This window comes from Bacillus sp. H1a, from assembly GCF_000633475.1.
Classification (GTDB): domain Bacteria; phylum Bacillota; class Bacilli; order Bacillales; family Bacillaceae_G; genus Bacillus_A; species Bacillus_A paramycoides.
Genome location: NZ_AYMH01000080.1, coordinates 31,955 through 48,266, shown reverse-complemented (window position 1 = coordinate 48,266; position 16,312 = coordinate 31,955). Strand labels below are relative to the sequence as shown.

20 protein-coding genes are annotated in these 16,312 nt (G+C 35.4%); 19 read left to right on the top strand and 1 reads right to left on the bottom strand.

The annotated features are described in order from the left end of the window. Positions 1-213: 213 nt before the first annotated feature. The 9 genes from U860_RS0128730 to rsmI all read left to right on the top strand — a co-directional run bounded on the left by U860_RS0128730 (position 214) and on the right by rsmI (position 6,720). Positions 214-393: a sigma factor G inhibitor Gin gene (locus U860_RS0128730; protein ID WP_025151190.1), complete on the top strand. Its 180-nt coding sequence runs from the start codon at positions 214-216 to the stop codon at positions 391-393. 78 nt (positions 394-471) lie between these two features. After that, positions 472-1,893 carry an aminotransferase class I/II-fold pyridoxal phosphate-dependent enzyme gene (locus U860_RS0128725; protein ID WP_025151189.1) on the top strand — a complete coding sequence of 474 codons (1,422 nt, stop codon included), beginning with the start codon at positions 472-474 and terminating at the stop codon, positions 1,891-1,893. A gap of 1 nt (position 1,894) precedes the next feature. Next, positions 1,895-2,521 (top strand): dTMP kinase, encoded by a 627-nt coding sequence (gene tmk, locus U860_RS0128720; RefSeq protein WP_025151188.1) that lies wholly within the window; start codon positions 1,895-1,897, stop codon positions 2,519-2,521. Between the two features lie 35 nt (positions 2,522-2,556). Then, positions 2,557-3,540, top strand: coding sequence for a DNA polymerase III subunit delta' (gene holB, locus U860_RS0128715; protein WP_025151187.1), 984 nt, complete (start codon positions 2,557-2,559; stop codon positions 3,538-3,540). A gap of 5 nt (positions 3,541-3,545) precedes the next feature. After that, positions 3,546-4,373: a stage 0 sporulation family protein gene (locus tag U860_RS0128710; protein WP_002174540.1), complete on the top strand. Its 828-nt coding sequence runs from the start codon at positions 3,546-3,548 to the stop codon at positions 4,371-4,373. Between the two features lie 14 nt (positions 4,374-4,387). Continuing rightward, positions 4,388-4,738 (top strand): DNA replication initiation control protein YabA, encoded by a 351-nt coding sequence (gene yabA, locus U860_RS0128705; protein ID WP_000412059.1) that lies wholly within the window; start codon positions 4,388-4,390, stop codon positions 4,736-4,738. A gap of 120 nt (positions 4,739-4,858) precedes the next feature. After that, entirely contained in the window at positions 4,859-5,599 is a 741-nt protein-coding gene (locus U860_RS0128700; protein ID WP_002174541.1) for a tRNA1(Val) (adenine(37)-N6)-methyltransferase, read from the top strand. Next, positions 5,586-5,876: a GIY-YIG nuclease family protein gene (locus U860_RS0128695; RefSeq protein WP_002174542.1), complete on the top strand. Its 291-nt coding sequence runs from the start codon at positions 5,586-5,588 to the stop codon at positions 5,874-5,876. The genes U860_RS0128700 and U860_RS0128695 overlap by 14 nt, the downstream gene beginning before the upstream one ends. Next, positions 5,845-6,720, top strand: coding sequence for a 16S rRNA (cytidine(1402)-2'-O)-methyltransferase (gene rsmI, locus U860_RS0128690; RefSeq protein WP_025151186.1), 876 nt, complete (start codon positions 5,845-5,847; stop codon positions 6,718-6,720). Before U860_RS0128695 ends, rsmI begins: the two co-directional genes overlap by 32 nt. A gap of 20 nt (positions 6,721-6,740) precedes the next feature. On the opposite strand, the gene U860_RS0128685 is transcribed toward rsmI, so the two are convergent. Next, positions 6,741-7,025, bottom strand: a complete 285-nt coding sequence (locus U860_RS0128685; RefSeq protein WP_000843036.1) for an AbrB/MazE/SpoVT family DNA-binding domain-containing protein — start codon at positions 7,023-7,025, stop codon at positions 6,741-6,743. Between the two features lie 334 nt (positions 7,026-7,359). Here U860_RS0128685 and metG point away from each other — a divergent pair, with 334 nt between their 5' ends. From metG to U860_RS0128635, 10 genes are all read left to right on the top strand, one after another. Next, entirely contained in the window at positions 7,360-9,369 is a 2,010-nt protein-coding gene (gene metG / locus U860_RS0128680) for a methionine--tRNA ligase (protein WP_081806973.1), read from the top strand. A gap of 168 nt (positions 9,370-9,537) precedes the next feature. Next, complete coding sequence (locus U860_RS0128675; protein ID WP_002174545.1) at positions 9,538-10,305, top strand: TatD family hydrolase; 768 nt, start codon at positions 9,538-9,540, stop codon at positions 10,303-10,305. A 258-nt stretch (positions 10,306-10,563) separates the two neighbouring features. Beyond that, positions 10,564-11,121: a ribonuclease M5 gene (rnmV, locus tag U860_RS0128670; protein ID WP_002174547.1), complete on the top strand. Its 558-nt coding sequence runs from the start codon at positions 10,564-10,566 to the stop codon at positions 11,119-11,121. Continuing rightward, positions 11,118-11,993 (top strand): 16S rRNA (adenine(1518)-N(6)/adenine(1519)-N(6))-dimethyltransferase RsmA, encoded by an 876-nt coding sequence (gene rsmA, locus U860_RS0128665; protein ID WP_025151184.1) that lies wholly within the window; start codon positions 11,118-11,120, stop codon positions 11,991-11,993. Before rnmV ends, rsmA begins: the two co-directional genes overlap by 4 nt. 113 nt (positions 11,994-12,106) lie before the next feature. Next, the gene (gene yabG, locus U860_RS0128660) at positions 12,107-12,970 is read left to right on the top strand and encodes a sporulation peptidase YabG (RefSeq protein ID WP_002174549.1); all 864 of its coding nucleotides are present in this window, start codon (positions 12,107-12,109) and stop codon (positions 12,968-12,970) included. A 238-nt stretch (positions 12,971-13,208) separates the two neighbouring features. After that, positions 13,209-13,472 carry a Veg family protein gene (locus U860_RS0128655; RefSeq protein ID WP_025151183.1) on the top strand — a complete coding sequence of 88 codons (264 nt, stop codon included), beginning with the start codon at positions 13,209-13,211 and terminating at the stop codon, positions 13,470-13,472. A 91-nt stretch (positions 13,473-13,563) separates the two neighbouring features. Beyond that, positions 13,564-13,743, top strand: a complete 180-nt coding sequence (sspF, locus tag U860_RS0128650; protein WP_001985066.1) for an acid-soluble spore protein SspF — start codon at positions 13,564-13,566, stop codon at positions 13,741-13,743. Positions 13,744-13,939: 196 nt separating this feature from the next. Next, positions 13,940-14,809: a 4-(cytidine 5'-diphospho)-2-C-methyl-D-erythritol kinase gene (ispE, locus tag U860_RS0128645; protein ID WP_162791021.1), complete on the top strand. Its 870-nt coding sequence runs from the start codon at positions 13,940-13,942 to the stop codon at positions 14,807-14,809. 54 nt (positions 14,810-14,863) lie between these two features. Next, positions 14,864-15,712, top strand: a complete 849-nt coding sequence (purR, locus tag U860_RS0128640; RefSeq protein ID WP_025151181.1) for a pur operon repressor — start codon at positions 14,864-14,866, stop codon at positions 15,710-15,712. A gap of 123 nt (positions 15,713-15,835) precedes the next feature. Continuing rightward, a complete protein-coding gene (locus U860_RS0128635; RefSeq protein ID WP_002174552.1) occupies positions 15,836-16,210 on the top strand; it encodes a RidA family protein in 375 nt (124 codons plus the stop codon). The last annotated feature ends 102 nt before the right edge of the window (positions 16,211-16,312 follow it).

Below are 16,312 nucleotides of genomic sequence, written 5' to 3'. Positions count from 1 at the left end.
GGACGTCGCCAAGCAACTAAAGCACGAGTCTTTTGACTCGTGTTTTTTCGTGTTTTCAAACAGTACGTGAAAGAAGTAAGGGAATACATAAGTAATACAAACACGTCGCCCAAGGATAAAACATATTATATAAGAAATTGAGGTATATTTTTCTGAAAATTGTTAAGGACTAGAAGTGTATAATATGTTTATTTAAATAGGGGAGGAAAGATCATGAAATTACCAAATGAAACTTGCATTGTTTGTGAGACAAAAGGAAAAGAAGGCATATATGTTTATAATAATTTGATATGTTATGAATGTGAAAGAGATATGGTGAATACTGAGACAAATGACCCGAAGTATATACATTATTTAAAACAACTTCGAAAATTAGAAGTATCATATTTTTAAATAGGCATATGCCTATTATTTTTTTTGTCTTAATATCTGTATAATAGATACAGAATGAATAATAAGGAAGAGGTATATATGAATCAAAATCGTATGCCTTTATATGAGGCGTTAATGGAATTTAAAGAAAGACGACCACTATCTTTTCATGTTCCAGGTCATAAGAATGGTTTAAACTTCCCTCAGGAAGCTATAAGGGAGTTTAAAGATATATTACCTATCGATGTAACAGAATTAACAGGATTAGATGATTTGCATAGTCCATTTGAATGTATAGATGAAGCACAGCAATTATTAGCTGATGTATATGGTGCGCAAAAAAGTTATTTTTTAATTAATGGTTCAACAGTTGGAAATTTAGCGATGATATTGTCTTGTTGCGGGGAAAATGATATTGTCCTTGTACAAAGAAATTGTCATAAATCAATCATTAATGGTTTGAAATTAGCTGGGGCTAATCCAGCCTTCTTAGATCCATGTATAGATGAAGTACATAATGTACCAGTAGGTGTTCAAGAGGAAGTTATTAAGAAAGCAATTGCAAGGTATCCTGATGCTAAAGCGCTTATTTTAACGCATCCTAACTATTATGGTATGGGAATTGATTTGGAGGCAAGTATATCTTATGCACATGCGCATAAGATCCCGGTTTTAGTAGATGAAGCACATGGAGCGCACTTTTGTATAGGTGGACCGTTTCCAAAGTCAGCATTAGCCTATGGTGCAGATATTGTGGTGCATTCTGCACATAAAACGTTACCTGCGATGACAATGGGGTCATACTTACATATAAATAGCCGTTTGGTGAACGAAGAAAAAGTTTCCGCTTATTTAAGTATGCTGCAATCTAGTAGCCCGTCGTACCCAATTATGGCTTCTCTTGATATAGCTCGATTTACAATAGCAGGTATAAAAGAAAAAGGTTACGATAAAATCGTTGAGTTTTTACGCCGATTTAAAGAAGGATTGCGCTCTATCCCACAAATAGCTACTTTGCAATATCCATTGCAAGATGAATTAAAGGTTACGGTACAAACTCGTTGTCAGCTATCAGGGTATGAATTACAGTCTGTATTTGAAAAGGCCGGTATATATACGGAAATGGCAGATCCATATAATGTCCTATTTATTTTGCCGTTGCAAGTAAATGAGGAGTACATGAAAGCAATAGAGATACTCCGAGTAGCGTTGCAACAATATAAGGTAAAAGACAAGACTGCATCTATTCGTTATACTTATAAAGGAGAAATCTCTCCTTTACCGTATACGTATAAACAATTAGAGAGATACAAAACGAAGCTAGTATCTATAGAAGAATCTGTGGATATGATAGCAGCGGAAATGGTAATTCCATATCCACCTGGAATTCCATTGATTATGTATGGAGAGAGAATTACTAAAGAGCATACAGAGCAAATTGCTCATTTAGAGAAAACAGGGGCTCGTTTTCAAGGTAGTACGAAATATATGAAAGTGTATGATATAGAAAGTAGGTTTTAGGATGAAAGGATTATTTGTAACAATTGAAGGGCCAGAAGGTTCGGGTAAGACAACATTAATTAAAAGGTTATTGCCGTACTTTGAGCAAAAGGACCAAAAGGTAATGGCGACGAGAGAACCAGGTGGTATTGCAATTTCTGAAGATATTAGGACGATTTTACATAAGCAAGAATATACAATGATGGAAGCACGCACAGAGGCGCTTTTATATGCTGCTGCACGTAGACAACATTTAGTGGAGAAAGTTATGCCAGCACTTAATGAGAACTATCTTGTGTTATGTGATCGTTTTATAGATAGCTCTTTAGCATATCAAGGATATGCAAGGGGATTAGGTATGGACAACGTATTTGAGATTAATCGTTTCGCAACAGAAGGTTGTATGCCTAGCTTAACAATTTATTTAGACATTGAACCAGAGGTTGGTTTAGCGCGAATTGAAAAAGATGCAGGGCGCGAAGTGAATCGACTAGATATGGAAGACATCTCTTTCCATAAACGTGTGCGTGAAGGCTATTTACAAGTTGTAGAACGCTTTTCTGATCGTATTGTATTAGTCAATGCTGACCAACCAATGGAAAAACTTATAGAAGAAGTTGTTCAGATTATAGAAGATAAATTGGTATAATAGAAGGAAAGAATGAAATAAGTGAGGTATGCATTATGATGAAGACGTGGGAGCAGCTTTCTTCTATACAGCCCATCGGTGTCAAAATGTTGATGAATAGCATTGCAAAAGAGCGTATATCCCACGCTTACCTGTTAGAGGGAGGAAAAGGGACCGGGAAGTTCGCAACAGCAATTCAAATGGCAAAAAGTTTTCTTTGTTTACAAAGGGCTGGGGTAGAACCTTGTCACGTATGTACGAATTGCCGCCGAATTGATTCAGGTAACCACCCAAACTTACATATTGTAAAACCAGATGGATTATCTATTAAAAAACAGCAAATTCATGACTTACAAGAAGAGTTTTCGAAAACAGGATTAGAAGCAAATAAAAAAGTATATATTATTGAGCATGCAGATCGTATGACAGCGAATGCAGCGAATACACTCTTGAAATTTTTAGAAGAACCAAGTAGTGATACAACAGCTATTTTACTTACTGAACAAAGTCATCAGATTTTAAATACGATTTTATCTCGGTGTCAAGTTGTTACATTTAGACCTTTATCTACAGAATCTTTAATTAAGAGATTAGAGGAAGAAGGTATTACAGTCTCGTTATCGATGCTTGCTGCACAGCTTACAAATAGTTTTGAAGAAGCTTTATTAATGTGTAATGATGAATGGTTTGCACAAGCAAGAGCTTTAGTGATAAAATTATGTGAAGCGCTCGAAAAAGATAAAGCCTCTATTTTTTTTGTACAAGAAAAATGGGGGAAACACTTTAGAGAGAAAGAACAATTACAGCAAGGTTTAGATATGTTACTCCTTATTTATAAGGATTTATTATATGTTCAACTTGGAGAAGAAGATCGTCTTGTTTTTCATGAGCAGAAAGAGATGTTTGAATCATTCTCCTATGCTCAGAAGCGCATTGTATCAGCTCTCTTTAATATATTAGAGGCAAAAAATAGAATCAACGCTAATGTAAATGCGCAGCTTGTGTTCGAACAGTTAGTGTTGCGGTTGCAGGAGGGATGACCGTTTTGTATGATGTAGTAGGTGTTCGCTTTAAGAAGGCCGGAAAGGTATATTACTTTGATCCGAATCAGTTCGATATCTCAGAAAATGAGTTTGTAATTGTAGAAACGGTAAGAGGTATTGAATACGGAAAAGTAGTTATTACCAAAAAGCAAGTTGATGAAAACGACGTTGTATTACCGCTTAAAAAAGTTATTCGTATTGCAAATGAAAATGATCGTACCATTGTTGAAGAGAATAAGCATGCTGCGAAAGAAGCATATCAAGTGTGTCAACAAAAGGTAGGAGAACATAATCTTGATATGAAGCTTGTAGATGTAGAGTATACGTTCGATCGTAATAAGATTATTTTCTACTTTACTGCGGATGGCCGGATTGATTTCCGTGAACTAGTGAAAGACTTAGCGGCAATTTTTAGGACAAGAATTGAGCTGAGACAGATCGGTGTTCGTGACGAAGCAAAAATGCTTGGTGGTATTGGTCCATGTGGTCGTATGCTTTGTTGTTCTACTTTTTTAGGGGATTTTGAACCTGTATCCATTAAAATGGCGAAGGATCAAAATTTATCATTAAATCCTGCAAAAATCTCTGGTTTATGTGGTCGCTTAATGTGTTGCTTAAAGTATGAGAATGATGAATATGAGGCAGCAAAGGAACAACTTCCTGATTTAGATCAACGTATACAAACACCACATGGTACTGGCCGTGTTATCGGATTAAATATTTTAGAAAGATTAATTCAAGTGGAACTAGTAGACAAGGAACGGATAGTAGAATATACGTTAGATGAATTAATGAATAAAGGGGTCGTTTCGAGTCAAACCACAGATTAATGAGGTGGGTGCTTGTGGAGAAAAAGGATATTTTTGCATCGGTTTCTAGTATGGAAGAGCAAATTGGACATTTATACAAACAGTTGGGAGAATTAAAACAGCATCTTGCAGAATTACTGGAAGAAAACCAACATATAAAAATGGAAAATGAAAATTTGCGACATCGTTTTGAAGAAGTGCAGAATAAGGAAAAACAAAAAACTCAAAAACGCAAAGAAATGAAGCCGAAGACAGATATTGGTGAAGGTTACGATAACTTGGCAAGACTGTATCAAGAAGGTTTTCATATTTGCAATCTACATTATGGAAGTGTACGTAAAGAGGGAGATTGTTTATTCTGTCTGTCATTTTTAAATAAAAAGTGAAATTACCTTTCCAATATAATTGGAAAGGTAATTTTTTATACATGAGAGTAGAATGAAATTTATTTTTACATTAATAGAGGCTGAAATAGGGTAGGTTAAGTGTAAGAAAGGGAGCAATATATGAATTTATATGAAGATGAACGTTTAGATTACTTATTAGCGCAAGATATGAAGATTGTACAAAGTCCATCAGTATTTAATTTTTCTTTAGATGCAGTTTTACTTGCAGATTTTGCTTGGGTGCCAATTCAAAAAGGTAATTTACTTGATTTGTGTACAGGTAACGCAGTTATCCCTCTTTTATTAAGTACAAGGACAAAAGGGAAAATTACAGGTGTAGAAATTCAAGAGCGTCTATATGATATGGGAATAAGAAGCGTTCAATACAATAAGTTAGAAGAAAGAATCAATTTAATCCATGGAGATTTGAAAGATATGCCGGAGAAACTTGGGCGTCATCAATATGATGTTGTAACGTGTAATCCTCCTTATTTTCAAACACCACAAACCTCTGAGAAGAATATCAATGAGCATTTAGCGATAGCTCGTCATGAAATTATGTGCACATTAGAAGATGTTGTATATGCAAGTAGCCAGTTAGTGAAACAAGGTGGGAAGGTAGCATTTGTACACCGCCCAGGTCGTTTGCTCGACATCGTCACATTAATGCGTAAATACAAAATCGAACCGAAACGTGTGCGATTTGTTTATCCTAAGGCTGGTAAAGAAGCGAATACATTGTTAATTGAAGGAATTAAGGATGGAAATGCAGATTTAAAGATCTTGCCACCTCTTTTTGTATATGAAGAAAATAACGAATATACAAAGGAGCTTCGTTCAATTTTATATGGAGAAGAATAAGCATTGTTTTTATGTAGTGGAGTGTTCTGATGGAAGTTATTATGCCGGGTATACAAATCATATAGAAAAGCGGATTCAGACCCATAATAGTGGAAAAGGTGCTAGATATACACGTGCTAGACTTCCAGTTATTTTAAAATATGTAGAGGGTCACGAGGATAAACGAACGGCTATGCAAGCTGAGTATCACTTTAAACAGTTAACGAGGAAACAAAAAGAAGAATATATGCAAAAAGGAGAACGCTATGTGGCAGCAAAAAAGCTTTCAGCAAAATGAAAAGGGAGTTTTATATTTAGTACCGACTCCAATCGGAAATTTAGAGGATATGACATTTCGTGCAATCCGAATGTTAAAAGAGGCAGACATTATTGCAGCGGAAGATACAAGGCAAACGAAGAAGCTTTGTAATTATTTTGAAATTGAAACACCAGTTATGAGTTATCACGAGCATAATAAAGAAGTAAGTGGACGAAAAATTTTAGATAAGTTAGAAGACGGTAAGACTGTAGCCATTGTGAGCGATGCTGGTATGCCGTGTATTTCAGACCCTGGTTACGATATTGTTGTAGAGGCTGTAGCAGAACAATATCATGTTATTCCGCTTCCTGGGGCAAATGCGGCCCTTACAGCATTAATTGCATCAGGACTTGAGACAAAACACTTTTATTTCTATGGTTTCCTGCAAAGAAATAAAAAAGAACGTAAGAATGAGTTAGAAAAATTGCGCTATATTCCAACTACAATGATGTTTTACGAGGCACCACATCGTTTAGATGATACTTTGATTTCTATGCAAGAAGTGTTAGGAAATAGAGAAGTTGTATTATGTCGTGAGCTAACGAAAAAATTTGAAGAGTTTATTCGTGGCACAATTGAAGAAGCAATTGAGTGGACGAAGCAAAATGAAGTTCGTGGTGAGTTTTGTATTTTAGTAGCTGGTTCAACAGAAGAAGCTACTCCAGAAGAACAATGGTGGGAATCTATTTCAGTATATAATCATATTGAACATTATATAAATGAAAAAGGTATGAATTCCAAAGAAGCGATTAAAACAGTCGCTAAAGATCGAGATTTGTCGAAACGAGATGTATATCAAATCTATCATGTCGATAAAAAATAAGCTTCTCATAATTGAGAAGCTTATTTTGCTGTTTCGATATAATCTTGAAGTTCGTTTAAGATTTGTTCAGCGCCTTCTTTGCTTAAGATAATTTTACCTTCAGCTAAAGATAGGTTACCATCAGATACTTCACCAGTTACTTGGCAAGTCATGTTTGGTTTATATTTCTTTAAGATGATTTTTTCGTCATCTACGTAGATTTCAAGAGCATCCTTTTCTGCAATACCTAAAGTACGGCGTAATTCGATTGGAATTACTACACGACCTAATTCATCAACTTTACGAACGATACCAGTAGATTTCATATTTTGTTCCTCCTAATAGTTTATAAGTTTCGAGTCTATTTTTTGATTCGTCATTTTTCGACAAAATACCCTATGGACATATGATACCAATCATTTACATTTCCGTCAATTCTTAAATTCTATATTTTTAAAAAAGATTTATAGATTTTTATACTTCTTATATATAATAGAATGTGAGTAATTTCTACAATTATTTTGTTTTATTTTCTGAAAAATATATATTTTTCAGAAAGGGATTGTATATTTTTTTTGAATATGAGTAATAGATGATAAAGATATCGAGCATTAACTCGTTTTTACATGTGAGTTTTTGATATACTGTTTATAAATACATATGAGGTTATTCGGGAGGTCCAAAACAATGACAGAGGAAAATAAGTCCTTTTATATCACTACCCCAATTTATTATCCAAGTGGAAAGTTACACATTGGACATGCTTATACGACAGTGGCAGGAGATGCGATGGCACGATATAAGCGTATGCAAGGATACAATGTTCATTATTTAACAGGAACTGATGAGCATGGACAGAAGATCCAAAAGAAAGCAGAAGAACTAAACGTTACACCACAAGCATATGTGGATAACATTGTATCAGGGATTAAAGAACTTTGGGGGAAGATGGATATCTCTTATGATGACTTTATTCGTACAACTGAAGATCGTCATAAAGATGTTGTTGAGAAAATCTTCAAGCAGTTAGTAGACCAAGGTGATATTTATCTTGATGAATATGAAGGTTGGTATTCTGTACAAGATGAAACATTCTATACAGCGCATCAATTAGTTGATCCAATTATGGAAGGTGACAAAGTAGTTGGCGGGAAAAGCCCAGATAGTGGTCACGATGTAGAGCTTGTTCGTGAAGAATCTTATTTCTTTAGAATGGGTAAATATGTAGACCAACTATTAAAGTTCTATGAAGATAATCCTCATTTCATTCAGCCAGAGTCTCGTAAAAATGAAATGATTAATAACTTCATTAAACCAGGATTAGAAGATTTAGCTGTTTCTCGTACTTCATTTGACTGGGGAGTTCGTGTTCCGGGTAACCCAAAACACGTTATTTACGTATGGGTAGATGCCTTGTCTAATTACATTACTGCATTAGGATATGGAACAGAAAATGAAGAGAAGTATAAAAAGTTCTGGCCAGCAGATGTCCATTTAGTTGGTAAAGAAATCGTTCGTTTCCATACAATTTATTGGCCAATTATTTTAATGGCTTTAGATTTACCACTTCCGAAGAAAGTCTTTGCTCATGGCTGGATTTTAATGAAGGATGGAAAAATGAGTAAGTCAAAAGGAAACGTAGTAGATCCAGTTACACTAATTGATCGTTACGGATTAGATGCATTACGTTACTATTTACTTCGCGAAGTTCCATTTGGATCTGATGGAGTATTCACACCAGAAGGATTTGTTGAACGAATCAACTTTGATTTAGCGAATGATTTAGGGAACTTATTAAATCGTACAGTAGCTATGATTGATAAATACTTTAATGGGGAAATCCCTGCATATAAAGCAAATGTAACTGAGTTCGATGAAACGCTAGTGACATTTGCGAAAGATACATTGAAAAAAGTAGAAGAGGCAATGGAGGATATGGAGTTCTCTGTAGCGCTAAGTTCAATTTGGCAATTAGTTAGCCGTACGAATAAATATATTGATGAAACACAGCCATGGGTATTAGCGAAGGATGAGAATGATCGCGAAAAACTTGCATCTGTAATGGCCCACTTAGCAGAGGTACTTCGTCAAACAGGTATTATGCTTCTGCCATTCCTAACAGTAGCACCAAGTAAGATGTTTGCTCAACTTGGCCTTACTGAAGAGGCACATAAATCTTGGGAGAGCCTATCTACAATTGGATGTATTCCAGCTGGAACAAAAGTAGAAAAAGGAAACCCAATTTTCCCTCGTTTAGAAATAGAAGTAGAAGTAGAGTATATTAAAGAACAAATGCAAGCTTCTGCCCCTAAAGTGGAAGAGAAAAAAGAAGAAGAACCAAAGGCAGAAGAAATTACAATTGATGATTTCTTTAAAGTAGAATTACGAGTAGCTGAAGTAATATCCGCTGAACCTGTGAAAAAAGCAGATAAGTTGTTAAAAATTCAACTTGATTTAGGTACAGAAAAGCGTCAAGTTGTTTCAGGAATTGCAAAGTTCTATACACCAGAAGAACTAAAAGGTAAAAAGGTTATTTGTGTAACGAATTTAAAACCTGTAAAATTACGTGGTGAATTATCACAAGGTATGATTTTAGCGGGTGAAGAGAATGGCGTATTGTCATTAGCAACAATCGATCAAAACTTACCAAATGGTACAAAAATTAAGTAATTGAGACAAGAAAAGAGGTGTTTCACGTGTAACATTTGTGAAGCATCTTTTTTCTTTTTAAATCCCTCTTTTTTGCATTAAAATTGTAGTATTGTTATCGTTAAGTTATAAAGGGCTTAATTTTTCTCGAGAATAGAATTGATTTCAATATAAAAGGAGTTATTTGTTATGTTGTTTGATACACATTCACATTTAAATGCAGAGCAGTTTGAAGAAGATTTACAAGAAGTTATTGCAAGGATGAAAGAAGCGGGAGTTACATATACAGTTGTTGTTGGATTTGATGAAGTAACGATAAAGAAAGCAATTGAATTAGCAGAAGTTTATGATTTTATTTATGCTGCGGTGGGGTGGCATCCTGTGGATGCAATCGATATGAAAGAAGAACATTTAGTTTGGTTAGAGGAACTAGCTTCACACCCAAAGGTAGTTGCTCTTGGAGAAATGGGACTAGATTATCACTGGGATAAGTCTCCAAAGGAAATACAAAAGGAAGTATTCCGTAAACAAATCGCATTAGCGAAAAAGGTGAAATTACCGATTATTATACATAACCGTGATGCAACTCAGGATATCGTTGATATTTTAGAAGAAGAACAAGCTGCTGAAGTGGGAGGTATTATGCATTGCTTTAGCGGTAGTGTAGAAGTAGCGCAGCGATGTGTCGATATGAATTTTTTAATTTCGTTAGGTGGACCAGTAACATTTAAAAATGCCAAGAAACCGAAAGAAGTTGCTGTGGAGATCCCGTTAGAAAAATTATTAATAGAAACAGATTGTCCATATTTAACACCGCATCCATTTCGAGGAAAACGAAATGAACCTAGTTATGTAAAACTTGTAGCAGAAGAAATTGCAAATTTAAAAGGAATTTCTTATGACGAAGTAGCACAAATCACAACAAAGAATGCAAAAGCCTTATTTGGTGTTGAATAAAAAAGAGTGGGGAGACCCATTCTTTTTTGTTTTTTGAGAAGAGAGACGTAGAAATGATAAGACTCGATTATTTATTCGTAATATGAGTGTAGATATATTGCGGATAAATTAAGGAAAAGATGGAAGTGTTACAATAAGAATAGTGAACAAAGATATTTTTCTTCCGCTTTTTAAAATATTAGAATGGGAAAATAATAATGGAAAAGTCGTCATTTTTTTGTTTTACTAAGTAGAGACGAAACGAGTGTGGAGGCAAGTATGAAAATTAAAGAGATTATCGTTGTAGAAGGTAAAGATGATACAGTTGCGATTAAACGCGCTGTTGATGGGGATACAATCGAAACGAACGGTTCAGCAATCGGTGATCATGTTATTGAGCAAGTTAAATTAGCGCAGCAAAAACGAGGCGTTATTATTTTCACGGATCCGGATTATCCTGGAGAACGTATTCGAAAGATTATTTCAGATAAGGTTCCAGGATGTAAGCATGCTTTTTTACCAAAGGAAGAAGCACTTGCTAAAAGGAAAAAAGGTGTTGGAATTGAACATGCTTCTAACGAATCGATTCGCCGTGCTTTAGAGAACGTACATGAAGAAATGGAAGCTTACACAAGTGAAATTAGTTGGAGTGATTTAGTCGATGCAGGCTTAGTGGGCGGAGAAATGGCAAAGAGTCGCAGAGAAAGAATGGGTAAGCTATTAAAGATTGGTTATACAAACGCAAAACAGTTACATAAACGTTTACAAATGTTTCAAGTTTCAAAGGAATCATTTGCAGAAGCTTATAAGCAAGTAATACAGGAGGAAAAAAAATGAAGGATATCGCAACACCAAATCGTACGAAAGACATTGTTGAAAAGTATGGATTTTCATTCAAAAAAAGTTTAGGACAAAATTTTTTAATTGATACAAACGTATTAAACCGTATTGTTGATCACGCAGAAATCGGTTCAGAAAGTGGTGCAATTGAGATTGGACCAGGTATCGGTGCGTTAACAGAGCAGTTAGCGAAGCGTGCTAAAAAAGTAGTAGCTTTTGAAATTGATCAGAGATTATTACCAATTTTGGACGAGACGTTAGCACCATATGGTAACGTTACAGTTATTAATAAAGACGTACTAAAAGCGGATGTACATGAAGTATTTGGTGAGCAATTTGAAGAAGGACAAGATGTAATGGTTGTAGCTAACTTACCATACTATATTACAACACCAATTTTATTTAAATTGCTTGAAGAAAAATTACCGGTTCGTGGATTTGTTGTTATGATGCAAAAAGAGGTTGGGGATCGTTTAGCAGCTAAACCTGGAACAAAAGAGTACGGTTCTTTATCAATTGCAATTCAGTACTATACTGAGGTAGAAACAGTTATGACAGTACCGCGTACAGTGTTTGTACCACAACCAAATGTTGATTCTGCGATTATCCGCCTTCTAAAGCGTCCGAAACCGGTTGTAGAAGTAACAGATGAGACTTTCTTCTTTGAAGTAGTACGAGCAAGTTTCGCGCAGCGACGTAAAACTTTAATGAATAATTTATCAAATAATTTAAATGGTTTCCCGAAGGATAAAGAACTGTTGAATCAAATTTTAACAGAAGTAGAGATTGATCCAAAACGAAGAGGCGAAACACTATCTATTGAAGAGTTTGCGAAACTAAGTAATGCGTTAGTTCTTCATAAATTATAATAAGAATAATAAAGGGACAGTTCAACTTGAACTGTCCCTTTTGTCACCTTTCCTACTCAAAATTCATACTTTAAAAACAGGTAAGATGGCCTAATGAGTTTGGGGGTAGGAGAATGGCTTTACATGTCGGAGAGTTAGTGGAACGATATTCGTATAAGAGAGATATTCTTTTTCGTGTTATAGAAATAAAAGGTGAAACAGCAATATTGTTTGGAGAAGAAATTAGACTTGTAGCAGATGCGCCACTAGAAGATTTAGTTAGTATAGATCAACGAGAACATAAAAATAGAGTGAAGCATGAAAAAGAAACAATGGAGCGTACGTACCGTTTGTTTCAGCAAGATTACGTATTGATGAAACAAAGGCATGAACACACTTCAACTGGTGGGTACACAAGTGAAGTGAATTATTTTCAAATGCCAGGACGTGTATTGCATATAGACGGAGATCCTTTATATTTGCGTAAGTGTTTAGATTTATATAATAAAATAGGTGTTCCTGTTCAAGGTATTCATTGTAAGGAAACAGAGATGCATGAAAAGGTGGTAGATTTAATAGATCATTTTCGTCCAGACATTTTAGTAATTACAGGGCATGATGCATATACAAGGTCAAAAGGGGTTATGGGAGATTTAGCGGCATATAGACATTCTAGACATTTTGTACAGGCTGTTCGAGAAGTACGAAAAAAATATCCATCATTGGATCAACTTGTTATTTTTGCTGGAGCTTGTCAATCACACTTTGAGGCGTTGATTCGAGCAGGTGCTAATTTTGCTAGTTCACCGGCTAGGATTAATATTCATGCTCTAGATCCTGTATATGTAGTTGGCAAAATTAGTTTCACTTCATTTATGGAAAGAGTAAATGTATGGGACGTTGTGCGTAATACAATTACTGGTGAAAAGGGACTAGGCGGGATTGAAACAAGAGGGATTTTACGAACAGGGTTACCCTTTCAACATTATGACGAATGAGCAAGGTACATACGTATCTTGCTTTTTTATGTGGAAATGATTTGAATGAATTTGGATAAAAAGCGGCAAGAACGTGCAGACTATACAATGATACTTTTACAATATAGTATTTCTTCTATCTATTCGAACGCATGATGCTTTTATAATGATATTGTCTGTGAATTGCGGTTAATAATTGGGATAGATATATCGTGTTTTAAGTGTTCAATCTAAATTACAGCGAGGTGTAGCAAGGTATATGTCAAAACGTTTAGATGATATTAAAAACGAATTAGATCACCATCTTGGACAGCGACTTATGTTAAAGGCGAACAGCGGAAGAAGAAAAACTGTGGAGCAGTCGGGTGTACTTGCAGAAACGTATCGTTCTGTCTTTGTTGTACAATTAGATCAGCAAGAAGATGCATTGCAACGTGTATCGTATAGTTATGCAGATGTTTTAACAGAGACAGTAGAGTTAACATTTTACGATGAACCTCATAGTGAAGCATTTTATAATTAATGTGCTGTTTGTTACATATATTTCCATAAATGAAAAGCTATATTATTTTGCATACTAATTATACCGTAGCAAAATAAGGAGGGACTCTGCATTGAGTAGACGAAGAGGAGTCATGTCAAATCAATTTAAAGAAGAGCTTGCAAAAGAGCTTGGCTTTTATGATGTTGTTCAGAAAGAAGGATGGGGCGGAATTCGTGCGAAAGATGCTGGTAATATGGTGAAGCGTGCTATAGAAATTGCAGAACAGCAATTAATGAAACAAAACCAGTAGTTGTAAGATACTTTCTATGCTACGGTAGCCGAGGAGCGATTCCTCGGCTTTTTGCACGCTAAAAGGTGCCATCATTTGACATAAGTAGTTTCATTCTGAATGCTTTTCGTTATAATTAGGGAAGTGTCATCGTCTTACTATAAATTTATGGTAAAATAAACGATAAAAGATTGAGTACATAGAGTGGGTGAATAGATTGAAGCTACTAGTGAAAGCACCAGCAAAGATTAATCTGTCGTTAGATGTACTGGGAAAAAGACAAGACGGATATCATGAAGTGAAAATGATTATGACAACAATCGACTTAGCAGATCGTTTAGAGCTAACGGAATTAGTAGAAGACCGTATTGAAATTTTGTCCCATAATCGGTATGTCCCAGACGACCAACGCAATTTAGCTTATCAAGCAGCAAAATTATTAAAAGAGAAGTTTAATGTAAAAAAAGGTGTATCTATTACTATTGAAAAAACGATTCCAGTAGCCGCTGGATTAGCAGGTGGAAGTAGTGATGCAGCAGCGACATTACGTGGCCTTAATAAGTTATGGAATTTAGGGCTAACAATCGATGAATTAGCAGAGCTTGGCGCAGAAATTGGGTCAGATGTATCGTTCTGTGTATATGGTGGAACTGCAATTGCCACTGGAAGAGGAGAAAAAATTGAACATATAAAGACTCCGCCTTCTTGTTGGGTTATTTTGGCAAAGCCCCACATTGGTGTATCTACTGCTGACGTGTACGGAAATTTAAGATTAAATCGTGTTACTCATCCAAATGTAGATAAAATGGTTGAAGTCATTAACCATGGGGATTATAAAGGAATTTGTGATACTGTTGGTAACGTTTTAGAAGATGTGACGTTTGCGATGCATCCTGAAGTTGCACGTATTAAGGCGCAGATGAAACGCTTCGGTGCGGATGCTGTATTAATGAGTGGAAGTGGCCCAACTGTATTTGGTCTTGTACACCATGATTCGCGAATGCATCGTATATATAACGGATTAAAAGGATTTTGCGAACAAGTATATGCAGTACGCTTATTAGGAGAACGAGAAACGCTTGAATAAAGACGTATAATAAGTTATGATTTGTTTAGAATATTCGTGATTTGAGGTGAGAGTATGAAAATTAGACGAAGTACAAGATTGGTCGATATGACTTATTACTTGTTACAAAATCCTCGTCAGCTAGTTTCTCTCACTTTTTTTGCTGAAAGGTATCAATCGGCTAAATCTTCCATTAGTGAAGATTTAGTTATTATTAAGCAAACGTTTGAACAACAAGGGGTCGGCACATTGCAAACGGTACCAGGAGCAGCAGGAGGAGTGAAATATATTCCCTATATAAGTGAAGAAGAGGCAAATCTGATTATTAATGAGCTTTGTAGCTTATTTGAAAATCCAGATCGTATTTTGCCTGGCGGTTACTTATATATGACGGATCTTTTAAGTAATCCTCGCCAGATTAATGGCGCAGGTCGTTTGTTTGCTTCTGTTTTTGCTAGACAACCGATTGACGCGGTTATGACAGTAGCGACAAAAGGGATTCCGCTTGCTTATGCAGTGGCAAATTACTTAGATGTACCAGTAGTAATTGCGAGAAAAGATAACAAGGTAACAGAAGGACCCACTGTTAGTATTAACTATGTATCAGGTTCCTCTAAGCGAATCCAAACGATGACGTTAGCGAAGCGTAGCCTTCCAGAAGGCTCCAATGTTTTAATTATTGATGACTTTATGAAAGCTGGCGGAACAATTCAAGGTATGATGAGCATGCTAGAAGAGTTTAAAGCTAATGTTGTTGGAATTGGCGTATTAGTAGAATCTACGGACATTGAAGAAAGACTTATTAATAACTTTGTATCATTAATTCGTCTGTCAGAAGTTGATGTGAAAGAAAAAGCAATTCAAGTGGAAAAAGGGAACTATTCACTTGCGCCATTTGATGAGGGGCTTGTAGAGGCCGAGTAGAAAGATAAAGCACATAGCTTTATCTTTTTTTTATCCCTATTTATAAATGATAAAATAGATGGACAAACTGCCTTTGTTGCACTATTTTTAAATAGTAAAAATAAATATTAAAGGGTGAAAAATATGAAGGTTGTTCAAACAAGCAAAGCGCCACAAGCGATTGGGCCATATTCACAAGGGATGATTGTAAATAATATGTTCTATAGTTCGGGACAAATTCCATTAACTACAAGTGGGGAACTTGTGACAGGAGATGTGACAGTACAAACAGAGCAAGTATTTCAAAATTTACAAGCGGTATTAGAAGAAGCAGGTGCTTCATTTGATACAGTGGTAAAAACGACAGTATTCTTAAAGGATATGGATGATTTTAATGCTGTTAATGAAGTATATGGCTCTTATTTCTCTACTCATAAACCAGCTCGTTCTTGTGTACAAGTAGCAAAATTACCGAAAGATGTTTCAGTTGAAATTGAAGTAATTGCCCTAGTGAAGTAAGTCTTTGTAAGCGATAACCTCTACTAATTCTTATATTCAACTAATTTAAAAATTTTTATCTTAAAAATTTTTAAAAAATTAAAGGGAAAATAGAAAATTTGT

Bases quoted from the DNA above. Each gene is read 5' to 3' on its own strand.
- U860_RS0128730 (WP_025151190.1), top strand. From the start codon at position 214: ATGAAATTACCAAATGAAACTTGCATTGTTTGTGAGACAAAAGGAAAA.
- yabG (WP_002174549.1), top strand. From the start codon at position 12,107: ATGGCTTTACATGTCGGAGAGTTAGTGGAACGATATTCGTATAAGAGA.
- U860_RS0128695 (WP_002174542.1), top strand. From the start codon at position 5,586: ATGGAGAAGAATAAGCATTGTTTTTATGTAGTGGAGTGTTCTGATGGA.
- U860_RS0128635 (WP_002174552.1), top strand. From the start codon at position 15,836: ATGAAGGTTGTTCAAACAAGCAAAGCGCCACAAGCGATTGGGCCATAT.
- U860_RS0128725 (WP_025151189.1), top strand. From the start codon at position 472: ATGAATCAAAATCGTATGCCTTTATATGAGGCGTTAATGGAATTTAAA.
- rnmV (WP_002174547.1), top strand. From the start codon at position 10,564: ATGAAAATTAAAGAGATTATCGTTGTAGAAGGTAAAGATGATACAGTT.
- metG (WP_081806973.1), top strand. From the start codon at position 7,360: ATGAGGTTATTCGGGAGGTCCAAAACAATGACAGAGGAAAATAAGTCC.
- U860_RS0128685 (WP_000843036.1), bottom strand. From the start codon at position 7,025: ATGAAATCTACTGGTATCGTTCGTAAAGTTGATGAATTAGGTCGTGTA.
- rsmA (WP_025151184.1), top strand. From the start codon at position 11,118: ATGAAGGATATCGCAACACCAAATCGTACGAAAGACATTGTTGAAAAG.
- holB (WP_025151187.1), top strand. From the start codon at position 2,557: ATGATGAAGACGTGGGAGCAGCTTTCTTCTATACAGCCCATCGGTGTC.
- tmk (WP_025151188.1), top strand. From the start codon at position 1,895: ATGAAAGGATTATTTGTAACAATTGAAGGGCCAGAAGGTTCGGGTAAG.
- purR (WP_025151181.1), top strand. From the start codon at position 14,864: ATGAAAATTAGACGAAGTACAAGATTGGTCGATATGACTTATTACTTG.
- U860_RS0128675 (WP_002174545.1), top strand. From the start codon at position 9,538: ATGTTGTTTGATACACATTCACATTTAAATGCAGAGCAGTTTGAAGAA.
- U860_RS0128700 (WP_002174541.1), top strand. From the start codon at position 4,859: ATGAATTTATATGAAGATGAACGTTTAGATTACTTATTAGCGCAAGAT.
- rsmI (WP_025151186.1), top strand. From the start codon at position 5,845: ATGTGGCAGCAAAAAAGCTTTCAGCAAAATGAAAAGGGAGTTTTATAT.
- U860_RS0128655 (WP_025151183.1), top strand. From the start codon at position 13,209: ATGTCAAAACGTTTAGATGATATTAAAAACGAATTAGATCACCATCTT.